Origin of the sequence: Shewanella denitrificans OS217, assembly GCF_000013765.1 — a bacterium.
Classification (GTDB): Bacteria; Pseudomonadota; Gammaproteobacteria; order Enterobacterales; family Shewanellaceae; genus Shewanella; species Shewanella denitrificans.
In genome coordinates this window covers 1,216,515-1,231,193 of sequence record NC_007954.1, presented here as the reverse complement: position 1 = coordinate 1,231,193, position 14,679 = coordinate 1,216,515, and the positions used below count along the sequence as shown (strand labels likewise).

Sequence of the window (14,679 nt, the reverse complement as noted above, 5' to 3'; positions counted from 1 at the left end):
AATAACCTACAACCAATGCAAAACTTACATACTGAAACAAATGATGAGTTTCACCAATAATGAGTGAAATGCATAAACTCGAACAGGCGTATTCTCCCTAGAGTTCAACACACTTAATACCTTCCCTTTAACTAGGCTAAAAATCAGCAAAAAAAAAACGGTCAATCAAATTGACCGCTTTGATAACATTGACCTCAAGGCGCACAGCTAGGCTGTGCGCCAAATCTAACAGCTAAGCTAGACAGAGCTTACTTAGCCTGCCAAGCACTGATGTAGTCTTTAAGATCTGTCATTGCGGCAGCGCCAACATAAGACACTGCGGCAAGTTGATCCATGCTTGTGATAGGACGGGCGGCAATAATATTGTTCGCTGCGGTCTTATTCATCGCGGCATCAATATCGAGCTCATTCAAGGTGGCATTATTGACCATGTCCATCACCACACCAACTTGAGATGCCGAGAAGAAAACCCCCTCCCACGTTCCTTCGGTATAGCTAGTCTGGACACAATTACTACCATTACCCGCTAAACAAAATGCATAGCTGAAGTGACCTTCAAATTCGGCGGCAGTTTGTGCATCATGGATAACTACCACGTTTTCATCGTTACCGAAGGCAGCAGCACCACTAATATTGTGCGAGCCCGTTAACACTATGTCATCGATGATGATGTACTTATGGTGCCATTTATCGTTGCCATTTAGCTTGGCGACACGCACATCGGCAGGGTTTTCCCAGATGTTGTTCACAGCGCCTGTGTAGCTGTCGACCTCTATCACACCTGCAGTATTAGGCTCTTCTTTGCCTAACATATCTTGGAACTCAGAATAATAACGGGAAAAGAACGACCTATCACCTAGACCCTGTACTTCCACGCCTGCATCGTGTCTTAGCTCCATTTCATCGGCAACATCTTGAGCGCTAATAACAAACTGTGCTAAATGAATGCGGCGATTAGCATTGCGGATATACTGCTGCATGTTATACAAGCTAGAGCCCTGATATAGCGTCGGAGACTGAGGGGTGAATTGCACGTCGATGCGAATGTTATCGTTATTGGTATACACGGTCTCGAGTTGATGATCAGGCTTGCCTAAACCAAATAGCGAATCCTTAGCACCACCAGGGCCATCGCCCCACATAAGATTAAACTGATGAGTAAATACGTTTGCCATCTGGTTAGAATCTATGATGACGATATGATTATCATTGCCTTCGCTAATCAAATTACCTTGGGCATCTAAATCACCGTGCACGCCAGACTGGCTAAAGTTAGTACTGCCGGATAATACTTTTTTGCCATCAACCACGATAAATTTATTATGTTGGATTTTAGAACCCGCGCTACCATTTTCAGTGTCATCTATCCAAGGCACCCCACCCTGATTTAATATTCCAAGTGCGGTTAAGTTTTCTCCAGCAATATTATCTTCATCGGTAATAAATTTAACATCTACACCTCTTTGTTTTGCCGACACCATGGCATTTGCAATATTAGGCAAATCCAAATCGTAGATAGCCATATACAAAGATGAATTAGCAGAATTAATTAAATCGACAATTTTATGTTCAAGATTGGCTTGTATTGCAGGAGGGTTAACTGTGTGGTTAAAGTAAACTTCGATATCATCGGCATAGCTCAGACTAGACACAAAAGAAAAGCTAGTCGCAAGCGATAATAACAACCCCATATTTAGTTTATTGAATTTCATTTTTGACCCTATTTTTTGTATTTTATAATTATATTCATATCAAAAAATGAGCAATCAGAATCCCAATTTCATTGCAGCTAGGCTACCTTAACCCTCCCTAGTTTATTAACTCGGCTGGGATAGTAGCAAGATAAATGCTGTATTTGTAGTCGAAATGTTAAATTAATTAAATCGGATTTTATCCGTACCACAGCGGCTTTAACCCTGACAAGGTAAACACAAGGAAATGCTGACTCAAAGGCGCGAGAAGGAGTGAAGCTGCCGCCTGTTCGATAGCTTCCCAGCCTTCATGGTACAAACACCTGCGCTAGCAAGTTAATTTTTATCAGCTTATTTGCTCTGGTTACTGGCTAAAAGTCTAAGACTGACTAATCCTTATACAAGATTTAAGCAACCCTAGTTTGCTTTCCACTCAGAATTCGCCACATGCATGAAACCCAAAATAAGGATGATTGACAATGATGATAATGAAACGCCTTGGTATTAGTTGCCTGCTGTGGGCAGGAGTGTTGTTTTCGGTAAATGGTTTCGCCGTTACCCTCAATGTGCTCGAATGGGAAGGCTACATCAGTCCATTTAAAGAAGAGTTCACCACCTATGCTAAATCTAAAGGCATGGATGTGGAGCTCAATATTATCGAGCCTTACATTACCGATCCCGAACTCATTTTTAATAAGATGCGGGTTCAGGCAGCCGATGTGACCACCCCCACCCATAACTATTACAAGATGAATCAAGATAAGTTAATTCAAGTGCTGCAGCCCATAGACTTCAGTAAGTTATCAAATTACAGCAAGGTATTAGCCTCATTACGATCCAGTCAATATGATCAGACCAAAGCGGGTAAATACTCGGTTCCTCTTCTCGGTGGCTCTTATGGTTTAGCCTACAACGCCAGTAAGCGTGCTGAGCCAAAATCATGGGAAGAACTATGGTTACCTGAAAACAAAGGTAAATTTGCCATCACGGGAGATCAATTCGAAGCCAACATTTATACTACAATGTTGGTGCTCGGCTATCCCCCAGAAAGCTTCTACGACATAGACTCGACAAAATTTGATATACCCAAAATCGAAGCTAAATTGAACACGCTCGTGGCTAATGCCGATTCATTTTGGGGCGGCATGGCAGATGTAGAACGCATGAAAGAGCTAGAGCTAGTGACCACTTACTGGTTTGCCGTGGCAGCCGCCAATCAAGGCGGGCAAAATTGGAAATTGGCAGATCCTAAAGAAGGTCAAACCGTTTGGTTAGACACCTTGGCCATAGGCAAGCATTTAAGCGGCGAAAAACTCGATGCTGCGTATTTGTTGATGGATTTTATGATAAGCGAGCCGGTGCAGAAACGCTTACTTGAGATGTACGGCTCTATTATAGTCAATGGTGATACCGTTAAATTACTCGACCCCCAGCTCGCTAAAGATGCCAGAGTCGGTGATGAGTCCTTTTTCTCAGAGCAATACCTTTGGCGTCCACTAAATACGCGAACCCGTAATATTTACAAGCAAATGTGGACCAAGGCTAAGGGGAAATAACAGAGGGCTAAACATGTATCAACACAGTGTCGCTGGGCAAAACTACCGCTTTAATGACTTAACACAGTTATTAGCAAAAGCCAGCCCAGCACGCTCTGGAGACAATTTAGCGGGCATTGCGGCAGCCAGCGAAACCGAGCGTATGGCTGCAAAAATGTGCCTTGCCGAGCAGCCGCTGAAAATTTTTTTACAAGACCTGCTCATCCCCTATGAAGAAGATGAAGTCAGTCGCCTGATAATCGATAACCATCAAATGAGCGCCTTCTTAACCATCAGCCATTTAACTGTGGGAGATTTTAGAAATTGGCTATTGCTGGATAGTACTTGTTCACAAACCTTAAGCGCTGTTTGTGCTGGTATTACCCCGGAAATGGCAGCCGCAGTGTCCAAAATAATGCGCAATCAAGACTTGATTAAGGTGGCGAAGAAGTGCTTCAACCCCACAGCCTTTCGAAATAGCTTAGGCTTAACCCAAGGCCTGTCTTCACGCATACAACCTAATAACCCCACAGATGACCCTCGCGGCATAGCAGCATCTCTACTGGACGGTTTACTTTATGGCTGCGGTGATGCTGTCATCGGCATCAATCCGGCGAGCGATAGCCTGCCCTTGCTAGAGCGCTTGTACTATTTGCTCGATGAAGTGATATCCCATTACCAGATCCCGACCCAATCCTGTATTTTGACCCATGTCAGCAATCAAATCCAATTGATAGAGCAAGGCGCGCCAGTGGATCTGGTGTTTCAATCCATTGCCGGCACCGAAAAAGCTAACGACAGCTTTGGCATTAATTTAGCGCTACTGCAAGAGGCTCAAAGCGCCGCCTTGGCATTGGCCCGCGGCACTGTTGGCAATAATTTAATGTATTTTGAAACAGGCCAAGGCGCCGCCCTGTCTGCCAACAGTCATCATGGCATAGATCAACAAACTTGCGAGGCCAGAGCCTATGGAGTGGCTCGGCATTTCTCACCCCTGTTAGTCAACAGTGTGGTGGGTTTTATTGGCCCAGAATACTTGTATGACTCGAAGCAAATCATCAGGGCGGGACTGGAAGATCACTTTTGTGGCAAATTGCTTGGTCTGCCCATGGGCTGCGATGTCTGCTACACCAATCATGCCCAAGCGGATCAAGATGATATTGATTCCTTGATGATCTTGTTAGCCAATGCCGGCGTCACCTTCTTAATGGGAGTGCCCGGCGGGGATGACATCATGCTCAGCTATCAAAGCACCTCCTACCACGACATCTTGTACTTACGACAAGTGTGCGGTTTATCCGCCGCGCCGGAGTTTGAACTATGGTTACAAAAAATGCAGCTGATGGACCCACAAGGCAAGATGCTAACAGTAACGGCCAAGCATCCCCTGTTCAAGGAGCTGCCACAGCGATTAGCACAAACACGGCCGCTGTAGCCGTTGCGTGTCCCTCAAGCCCAGTGCGTCCCTCAGAATTAGTGCAAGCGGATCCTTGGCCTGAGCTGATGGCCTTTACTCAGGCTAGAATTTCCCTCGGCCGAGTCGGCACAAGCCTACCCACAGCGCAAGTGCAGGCCCTAGCACTTGCCCATGCCATGGCGCGAGATGCGGTGCATTTACCCTTAGATGTGCCCTTATTGGCTCAAGGGCTTAAAGACTTAGGCTTCGATACGCTCACTGTCACCAGCCAGGCTAACAACCGATCCCAATATTTGCTCAGGCCAGATTTGGGCAGGCGTTTACATGAGAGGCATTTTGCTGAACTGGAGCAATACCAGAGGGAAAGACCCAGTTTATTACTTGTGATAGCCGATGGATTATCCTCCCTTGCCGTCGCCCGCCATAGCCTGCCACTGATCAAAGAGATGAGTACGCGGCTGCCAAAAGACTGGACACTGGCACCTGTGGTGATAGCCACACAAGGGCGAGTGGCCCTTGGGGACGAGATTGCACAGCGACTCAATGCCACTATGGTGGCGATACTCATAGGTGAACGGCCGGGACTTACTACCCCAGACAGTTTAGGGGTGTATTTTACGTATGCCCCCAGAGTAGGCTGCAGTGATGCGATGCGAAATTGCATTTCAAATATTCATCCCCAAGGCCTAGATTATGCCAGCGCCGCCACTAAGCTGATATGGCTAGCCAAGGAGGCATTAAAGCGAAGAGTATCCGGTGTGATGTTAAAGGACACGGCACCGGTTAATCACTCATTAACTTAGAAACTAGAAACTAGAAACTAAAAACTGAAACCAAGGCAAAGCCTACAAAAACTAGGCCGCACAACAGATAAGGTGATGTAGCAGTGAGGTGAGCTTATTCGTCTTGGGGGATCTGAGCGTATTCTTCAGACACCTGATAATCATTGAGAATTTTTTGATAAGTCCCATTGGTTTTAATGGTTTTCAGCCCTTTATTAAACACTTGGGTCAAGACTTTAGCGTTAGGATACTTTCTAGAGATCATCAAGTGTAACCCACTTTGACTTTCAGGTTTTTTGGCAACCGCAAAATGGTCTTTCTTATGGGGGAAATTTGTCTTAATAAGATGCCAGCCCACCATTTCATCAATCAAGGTAAAGTCGACTCGCTCCTTGAGCAACATATTCATATTTTGTAAATCTGTGCTGACATAATTGACGTTAAGTCGAAGGGCCTGAAAATCGGCCTCATACCAAAACCCCCTAACCCCGCCCATCTTGTAACCTTGAAAATCCTTTAATTTTTTCCAAGAGAAGCCATTAGGGAAGCGCATTTTGTTGTAAAAAAATTTAGGGAAAAAGGCCAAAAAAGGATCTGAAAAATCAAAAACTTTCGCCCTTTCCCTAGTCATCACATAGGGAAAGGTCGCGAATGCAGCGCCACTTATCACTGATGCCTGACCACGATTCCAAGGCTGGAATACTATGTCAACTTCGATGTCCGAGTCTTTAAAAATAGCCCTGATAATATCAGGCACCATGCCGGTTGCGACCCCATTATTATCAATAACATAGGGAGGATAATCACTGGTAACAAACACTAGAGGTTCTTGGGCTTTTGCCATCGAAAAAAAACTCAGCAAGAGTAACAATGTGAATATCACGGACTTCATGGTTTCCCCTATTTTAAAATTCAAGGCAGTTCCTTTACTTGGTGTCTAATTGTGGTCTACAAAGTGCTGTTTTACATAATGGAAAGCGAAAATTAGATTTACCAAGCCTAAGCCATACCCAGTAACCTCAGCATCATTGCCCCTAAGCGGCAACGCTTTAGCCCCTAAGTCACTTCTCTCAACAGGGCAACAACAAAAAACCTAAGTCACATTGGCTATAGCCATAATGTGTAGATGAGAACTTAGCAAGTTTTCATGATTGATACTATTAGCCAAAACAGCTATATCAAGCTTAATTGCAGTAAGCCACTTCACACTCAATATTGATATTAGCTTAAATCCTTTTGTGAGGTTTTATTTAATACTGCCATTCATACTCATTGATTTATACATATATGCACTTTCGATTCATGAATAATGCTAATTTTAACTCAGCCCCCTTAAGTAAGGACAACTTATAAAGCTGGACTCTGTATTAAATTTATTTCTAGCATTATTTAACAAGGAATGGCAGAGTTAGTTATAAGTGAAGAAAACTGACAATCGCTTCTTCGCTACACTTTCAAACACCAATAGGAAATAAAAATAATATGGAATATCGCTTGCCCTTGGCGCAGATGCAACACAATGTTGCACAGCATCCAGATAAAACTTGGTTGCATCAGCCTGTCAATAGAGTTTGGCACACGTATACTTGGGGCGAAGCCGATGAACAGGCAAGAAAAATGGCCCAAGCCTTACTGTCAAATGGCTTGAGCCGCGGAGATAAAATCGCTGTTATAGGCAAAAACTCTGCCGAATGGTTTATTGCTGATCTCGCCATCATGATGGCAGGATTGATAAGTGTGCCCATCTACCCCACCGCTGGCGCCGATAACATTAAGTACGTGTTGGAGCACAGTGGCGCTAAAGCGGTTTTTATCGGTAAACTGGATAAGACAGACGCCTTAGCTGAGGCATTACCGAGCGATATGCTCAGCATCGCCTTCCCGTATCCCACACTCCCCTGTAAAGCCCAATGGAATGATTGGTTGCAAGAATACCAGCCGCTGCAAACACTTCATCAACCAGAAGCCGATGAGATTTTCTCTCTCATCTACACCTCAGGCAGTACAGGTTTAGCCAAAGGTGTGGTGGTGACACAAAAAAACGTGGCCTCCTCTGCTATGAGCGCCGCCAAACTGCTGGTCTCCAATGACAATAGTCGCCTTATGTCTTACCTGCCATTGGCCCATATCACAGAGCGCTGCGTCGTTGAATTACCCTCAATCTATAGCCCATCGGATATCTTCTTTACTGAGTCCCTTGAGACCTTTATCCATGATGTTCGCCATGCTAAGCCCACAAGTTTTGTGTCTGTACCTAGGCTGTGGACTAAGTTTCAGTCGCAGATTTTGGCCAAGCTGCCCAACAAAAAGTTGCAGTTTTTGCTTAACATTCCCTTTATTGGAAAACTGGTGGCGAAAAAAATCCGCACTCAACTTGGCCTCAGCCAAGCCAGCTTATTTGGCTCAGGCAGTGCGCCTATCTCCCCCGAAGTCTTGCTCTGGTTCCATGGCGTTGGGATAAGCATAGGTGAAGGCTGGGGAATGACAGAAACCTCGGGCCTGTCGTGCTGTAATATTCCGTTCAATTTAAGTCATGTAGGCACCATAGGCACACCTCAGCCTTGCGTAGAGATGAAGCTGTCAGAGGAAGGCGAAGTGCTGATCCGCGGTGATGCCGTATTCTCTGAGTATTACAACAACCCACAAGCCACCCAGGAGGCGTTTGCCGATGGCTGGTTTAAAACTGGTGACAAGGGCAAAATCAATGCCGATGGTGCTTGGTCCATTATTGGTCGAGTAAAGGAGCAATTTAAAACCAGCAAAGGTAAATATGTGGCCCCTGTTCCCATAGAGTCGAGCCTTGGGCGTAATACCGATATCGAACAAGTCTGTGTCATGGGAATTGGCCGTAAACAGCCTATCGCACTGGTGGTTCTCGGTGAAGGTGCAAGCAAGAACCGCGCTGAAGTCACTCAAGAATTGCAAAAAACCTTGGATGCGGTAAACCGTGAACTCGAGTCTCATCAACGGCTTGAACATATCATAGTGGTTAAAGAGCCTTGGGCTATTGAAAACGAACTGCTCACGCCGACGCTCAAACTGAAGCGAGATAAATTGGAGAACCACTACGGCCATTTCCTAACCGCGGCCTTGCAAACTAGCATAGTCTGGGAAGACACGATGTAACTCAAGACTAACTCACACACATCTTGATAACCCACGGTTTTATGTGGGTTATCAAGTTATTTGCCTAGCTGTTACATGTTCCCCTTCATCACATCCCTTGCTTTACTCATTTGCATGACTCATTCCTGTGTTTTCCCAAAGCATACTTTTCCATCAAAGCAGCTCCCAAGACTTAAGCCAACACAGCGAAACGGCCACTTCACCTACAATCACTCATAGAACCCGCCAAGAAATCAAACAATAAAACCTAAATAAAATCAATATAAACAATAACAAGCCGATAAATTTAAACGGGCGTTTAATTTACTAAATAATAAGTTGCAAATATGTTGCTGATACGTTAGCTTTTAGCTAACGGATTGACCACTAAATAATTGACGATAATTAAATAGAAATAAACATTTTATTATGCCGTTTATTTAAGTTTAATTAAGATGTGTAAAAACATGCTACTAAATAAATTCACAATAGGATTAACAAGCATTTAGCTTGCCTTGACCTTATTACTTTAAATAATAATTATTACTTAAATAATAATTATTATTTAAATAATACTGTTATTTTGTACTGTCTATTTGTTTTGGCACTATTTAAAAGCTGCGTATATAAATCTAATTGTATTCCAATCGTGCTATTAAGTTAGTTTCGATTCGACTTATGGATTCGACTTACGTTAGTCAAAAGGATTTGTCATGAATAATTTTTTTACCCGCGTAGATAATCTATCCAGGCTTTCAGTAGAAAAGCACAATGTGGCATTCAGTCTATTCGACTGGCCGGCTCATATCGCTGAAGATACTTGGTGGCAATCCCCCGATGTGCTTTCAATCGCCTTAACAGATCATATTGAGCAGTGGGATGAAGCGCAGCTTATCAAACTCGCCAAGTGGGAATGCATCAATTCATTCAGCCTTAACTATACCGGCGAGCTGGAACTTATCCAGGAAGTCAGCAGAATACTCGACAAAGTCGCCTTAAGTGATGCCAGGGAATACTTGTACCATTTGATCGACGAAGAAAACCAGCACATGTGGTACTTCCAAAAATTTTGCCGAGCCTATGGCGGTAAGGTCTACCCCAACAAAAAGTTCCAAATTGAAAAACAACTCATGTCCCCTGCAAAAGAGCATTTCCTCGTGTTTGCTCGCATCCTTATTTTCGAAGAAATCGGCCATTATTATAATATTCAAAATGCAAGGGACTCGAGAGTGCATCCCTTCGTCAGGGAGATAAACGAAGCCCACTATAAAGATGAGTCTCGTCATATCGCCTACGGCCGCCAAGTATTGGAGCATTTGGCTAAGGATGCGATCACAGATGAAGGCGATGCACTCTGGTTAGGGCAACAGCTGGATAAATCAATCGCCATCAATATTGCAGCCCTTTATAACCCCCAAGCCTATCGAGATGCCGGTATTACCAAGGGCATGGCGCTGCGAGAATCCTTATTGAACCACCCCAATAGAATCGAATTACATGAAACTAAATTACTGGGCTCCTTCAAGCGTCATGCAGAACGTTTAGGAATAACACTGACAGATACAAGGAAGTGAATATGGACACGAGTGTAAACGCATTTGACGAGCTATGTGAATGGTTAAGAGTCAAAGTGAAATGGCCAGAGAAAATCCCTATCGAGTTAAACCTCATCGAACATAAAGTCGTTAATTCACTGATTTTTGTTGAGTTTTTACTAATGTTAGAGGAGGCCATAGGTCAGGAAATTGAAGTCGATGAATCCTTGCAGCTGAAGGTGTCTTCACTGCGCGCGGTTAAAGACAATTTTTTTACCTAACTTCAGTTAATTTCACTCGGTTTCACTCGACTTAATCGGATGAATTCAGATAATCATTTATAGGTGCACGCAATTATGAAAAAGTCATATGGCTCAAACGGTTTATACGATGTTATAAAGCAAGATTTATATACAGACAATGAAGCAATATTGCTAACCGGTTCCACAGGTTTTTTAGGGGGCCACTACCTGTATTGGAAACTCCACACCCCAGGAAAAGTGTTTGTATTAGCCAGGGGGGAAGATGAACAGCAAGCCCACCAGCGAGTGTGCGATAACCTGGCAAAATGTGCCAAGAGTTATAATTTACCGGACATTCCTGCAGACCTATTAGCCGAACGCCTTGTGTGTGTTAAGGGTGACCTTAAAAAACCAGGCCTTGGCCTACAAGCCGAACAAATGGCGCTATTGCAACAAAGCAAGATTGCCGAAGTGTGGCATTTTGCCGCCAGCTTATCTTATCGCTGGGAAGACAAAGACAAGATAGATGCGACCAACATCAGCGGCACAGAACACTTGCTTGAGTTATGCCACGGCTTAGCTGCCGGGCGCTTTATCTATATCTCCACCGCGTATACCTCAGGTAAGCAAAGCGGTGATATTAAAGAAACCTTGCACAGTGACCGCGAAGGCTTCACTAATTATTATGAACAAAGTAAATGGTCAGCTGAAAAGCTTATTCATGAATATACCCAGCAACGCAATATCGCCTGCACCATAGTACGTCCTTCAATCATTCTCGGCCCAGAGCTGACTCAATGCAGCGGCGGCACACGTTTTGGTTTATATGGCCTGTTCCAAGAGATGTATCAGATGCGTGACACCTTGTCACAGGTGAAACGCAATCTTAGATTGGTGGGCAATCCCCAAGCCGTGGGTAACTTCATCCCGGTGGATCAAGTGGTGCTTGATTGCCTCTACTTAAAATCCATCGATTTTGGTGATCAGCTGGTCTATCACTCGGTAAATTCGAGCGATCTCAAAGTCAGCGACGTGATCAAAAAGTGCGAACACTATAACCAACTCGATTGCATTGAAATCGTCCAAGCCCGTGAAGGTAAGGTGTCTTCCTTTGAGTCTTTGTTCGACAGTAAAACTCGCTTTTACGAAGGCTACTACGACACAATGAAGCAATTTAACCGGGTTCTTCCAAAGCATAATCCCATGACGATGGAGAAAATTGAGAATTTTGTGCGTCTGTTTGCCGATGAATTAAAATCTGAGGAACAAGGGCATATTTTCCTTCGCCATCAAGTGAAAAGTTGGGACGCAGAAACCTTAACCGTACATACCTTAGGCAATCCAGATGCCTCTCCCATAGTGATCGCCAATGCCTATGGCATGCCCGTCGATTTTATCGCGCCATTAGCCCGCAGACTGAGTGAGCATTACTTTGTGCTGACTTGGGACACACGTTGGGTCCCCGCAGTCACCCAAACCTTCGAGCTGGAGAAGTGCAACTCATTGACTCAAGCCAAAGATGTGATAGCCATCATGGATCATTTTGAACTGGCAACGGCGGCCGTTGTGGGTTGGAGCAGCGGCGCACAAACTTGCCTAAGAGTGCTCAATGAGTTCCCCGCACGGATAAACGGCGGCGCACTGCTTAATGGCGGCGTGTCCCTAAAACTGCAACCTGCCATTCCTGTGAGTCAATTCGAGGAAAGCTTGAAGTCCTTGTTACCTAAGATCAGTGCCAATCGACGCATGGCCGAGTTTTATTGCCAATTAATTTACGGCAACCTAGAGGCGAAGGCGAGTGATGAGCAGGCCATAGACTCAGTGCTCACCAGCACAGACCCACACCTGTTATACATGACCAGTATGCCCTTTAGAAATGCCGAGTCCTTGTTTCGCTACGCCAACATGATGCATCAGATGTTTAATGAGCAAGATGATGCCTTCACAAGCGGTATTTCGGCGCCAGTACTGGTATTGGGATGCGAGCATGATGAAGTCACCCACCCCAAGCTTGCCCAAGCCTTGGCTGACAACTTGTCCAACAGTGAATTGGTGATGCTAGAAAACGCGGGGCATTTTGCTCAATATTATGATCATCATGTGGCTAATTTAGTTGCCGATTTTGTCAGCCGTATCAAGACTCATAGCAGACAAGCCCTATGCCAGCAATGATCCAGCAATTAAGGGATTGCTCCCTCACCTTTGCCCACAGGCCAGCCCTGTGGGTAGAGGACAGAGAGTACAGCTACCGCGAACTATTTGCGCAAGCGGACCTTATCGCTTGCCAAATACAAAAGTTAACAACCACCGACGCTGTGTTGGTATTGTCGAAGAAATCCTTCAAAGGCTATGCTGGCATTCTCAGCTGTTTCTTGGCTGGGGTGACTTATATCCCACTGAATGACAGCTTCCCAACGGATAAGTTAGTGGACATCATCCAGAGTAGCGGTTGCACAACTTTACTTGCTGATCCTGGCTGTGAAGAGAGTCTACTCAAATTGCTACAACAGTTACCCGACCCCTTAACTGTGCTGGTAAGCGGCAAAACCAGCAATCTCAGCTATGCCCAAGGGGTTCACACTCTGGCTGACAACTTGGATGATAATGAGACTGTGAATGAATATGCGGCTAGCTATGCGAATGGTCATTTGCAAAGCACTGGCAGCACTAAACACTGTGCTAAGGCAGAGCCTGTATCAAACAGTCATTTGGCCTATTTAATGTTTACCTCTGGCAGTACCGGCAAGCCTAAGGGCGTGCCTGTATCGACGCAAAACCTACTGAGCTACCTTGAGCATATTCGTAAGCTTTATGACTTTACGCCCTATGATAGGCACAGCCAATTCTTCGAATTTACCTTCGACTTATCCATGCACGATATCATGGTGTGCTGGACATCGGGTGGCTGTCTGTACGCGGCAGATGGTTTTGCTAAGCTTATGCCCTTGCACTTTGCTAGCAAACACAAATTAACTGTGTGGTTTTCTGTGCCCTCCCAAGTCAGTGCCGCTCAGGCTGTGTTGAAAAATAAATTTTTCAAACAACAACTGCCAAATTTACGCTACAGCCTCTTCTGTGGTGAAGCCCTGCCAGCAAGCCTTACCCGGGATTGGGCCAGTGTCGCCCCCCACTCCAGCATAGATAATCTCTATGGTCCCACCGAAGCCACCATAGCTTATACCTGGTTACGGGTTGACCCTGACAAGCATGGCGAATGCGGCATCATCCCTATAGGTAAGCCTTTTGGTGACAATAAGGTCATGGTGCTCGATGAGCAGCAGCGCTTAGTCGCCAGCGGTGAAATTGGTCAGCTGTATCTGTATGGGCCTCAAGTAGTAGCCGAGTATTGGCAAGATCCTGCGAACACTCAAAAGAGCTTTCTCAATCTAGCCGTGGATAATAACTCTCAGCAAGCACACCTCTATTGTACTGGCGATCTTGTGAGTCAGTCGCCATCGGATGAGCTAGCGTTCCATGGCCGCGCCGACCAGCAAATCAAAATGCGTGGTTACCGGATTGAACTGCAGGAGATAGAAAATAAAATTCGCAGCCTAACCGGCAGTCAGCAGGTGGCGGTATTAGCCCACCCCATTGGCATCAATGGTGAAGTTCTGGGGTTAGCCGCGTTTTACGATGCGCTTGGGTTTAATGAGCATGAAATGATATTACTTTGCCGCAAGGTATTACCGGATTATATGATACCGTCAAGGGGCTATTATTTGGCAAAGTTTCCACACAATGCCAATGGCAAAGTCGATAGGAAAGCACTGCTTACACTGGCGGAATAAGATGAACACGATGAAAGACCAATCACAAATATCACTAAGTAATCAGATTGTTAGAGATGACTCTTGTATCCTGTGTAAAATCAATCAGGACAGCTTGCCACACCTTGAGTTGCTCACATCGGCACATTTTAAGGTCGTGTTAGATAATCGCCCCATCACACGCGGGCACTTATTGGTAATAAGCCGCTCTCATCACACCTATTTAGACAACTTACCCCCCGCAGAGTCCAGTGAACTGCTGCTATTATGTAGCCGACTCACAGGCCTGTTGCGCTATGTCATGCCAGAACACGGCGATTGCAATCTGCTGATTAACAATGGGCCTCAATCGGGCCAACATATTGGCCATGTCCATGTTCACCTTATTCCCAGAAGCAAGGGCGACAGCTTGGCTTTTTATTGGCGCTTATTGAGCCGTTTTATTAATCCATTCAGCCCGATGAATCGTCAGTCTGAATTGCAAAAAATCGCCACCAAATGGCGCAGAGAACTGGCAAAGATAGAAAGCCCATTGGCATAATTCAGTCATGATATAACATCCTCGGGGTAAGTCCTCAGCCAATACTGGCTGCAGCTACCGAGCC

General features: G+C 45.1%; 11 protein-coding genes. 9 read left to right on the top strand and 2 right to left on the bottom strand.

The window, feature by feature from the left end:
- Window positions 1–248: 248 nt before the first annotated feature.
- On the bottom strand, window positions 249–1,712 hold the full coding sequence (locus tag SDEN_RS05605) for a phospholipase D-like domain-containing protein (protein WP_011495525.1): 1,464 nt from the start codon (window positions 1,710–1,712) through the stop codon (window positions 249–251).
- 458 nt (window positions 1,713–2,170) lie between these two features.
- On the opposite strand from SDEN_RS05605, the gene SDEN_RS05600 reads away from it, so the two are divergent.
- From SDEN_RS05600 to eutC, 3 genes are read left to right on the top strand one after another with little or no spacing between them, the layout of a single operon-like run.
- Window positions 2,171–3,247 carry an ABC transporter substrate-binding protein gene (locus SDEN_RS05600; protein ID WP_011495524.1) on the top strand — a complete coding sequence of 359 codons (1,077 nt, stop codon included), beginning with the start codon at window positions 2,171–2,173 and terminating at the stop codon, window positions 3,245–3,247.
- A 13-nt stretch (window positions 3,248–3,260) separates the two neighbouring features.
- Window positions 3,261–4,661, top strand: a complete 1,401-nt coding sequence (locus SDEN_RS05595) for an ethanolamine ammonia-lyase subunit EutB (RefSeq protein WP_011495523.1) — start codon at window positions 3,261–3,263, stop codon at window positions 4,659–4,661.
- The gene (eutC, locus tag SDEN_RS05590) at window positions 4,547–5,446 is read left to right on the top strand and encodes an ethanolamine ammonia-lyase subunit EutC (RefSeq protein WP_157599835.1); all 900 of its coding nucleotides are present in this window, start codon (window positions 4,547–4,549) and stop codon (window positions 5,444–5,446) included. Before SDEN_RS05595 ends, eutC begins: the two co-directional genes overlap by 115 nt.
- A gap of 94 nt (window positions 5,447–5,540) precedes the next feature.
- Here the strand turns inward: eutC and SDEN_RS05585 are convergent, their stop codons facing one another.
- On the bottom strand, window positions 5,541–6,341 hold the full coding sequence (locus SDEN_RS05585; RefSeq protein WP_232279931.1) for a substrate-binding periplasmic protein: 801 nt from the start codon (window positions 6,339–6,341) through the stop codon (window positions 5,541–5,543).
- 566 nt (window positions 6,342–6,907) lie between these two features.
- Between SDEN_RS05585 and SDEN_RS05580 the strand changes: the two genes are divergently transcribed.
- From SDEN_RS05580 to SDEN_RS05555, 6 genes are all read left to right on the top strand, one after another.
- Window positions 6,908–8,551, top strand: coding sequence for an AMP-binding protein (locus SDEN_RS05580; protein ID WP_011495520.1), 1,644 nt, complete (start codon window positions 6,908–6,910; stop codon window positions 8,549–8,551).
- 692 nt (window positions 8,552–9,243) lie between these two features.
- Window positions 9,244–10,104, top strand: a complete 861-nt coding sequence (locus SDEN_RS05575; RefSeq protein ID WP_011495519.1) for a diiron oxygenase — start codon at window positions 9,244–9,246, stop codon at window positions 10,102–10,104.
- A gap of 2 nt (window positions 10,105–10,106) precedes the next feature.
- On the top strand, window positions 10,107–10,346 hold the full coding sequence (locus tag SDEN_RS05570) for a hypothetical protein (RefSeq protein WP_011495518.1): 240 nt from the start codon (window positions 10,107–10,109) through the stop codon (window positions 10,344–10,346).
- 75 nt (window positions 10,347–10,421) lie between these two features.
- Entirely contained in the window at window positions 10,422–12,479 is a 2,058-nt protein-coding gene (locus SDEN_RS05565; protein WP_011495517.1) for an alpha/beta fold hydrolase, read from the top strand.
- Entirely contained in the window at window positions 12,467–14,095 is a 1,629-nt protein-coding gene (locus SDEN_RS19740; RefSeq protein WP_049762951.1) for an AMP-binding protein, read from the top strand. Before SDEN_RS05565 ends, SDEN_RS19740 begins: the two co-directional genes overlap by 13 nt.
- A 1-nt stretch (window position 14,096) precedes the next feature.
- Complete coding sequence (locus SDEN_RS05555) at window positions 14,097–14,615, top strand: HIT family protein (RefSeq protein ID WP_011495515.1); 519 nt, start codon at window positions 14,097–14,099, stop codon at window positions 14,613–14,615.
- Window positions 14,616–14,679: the final 64 nt, after the last annotated feature.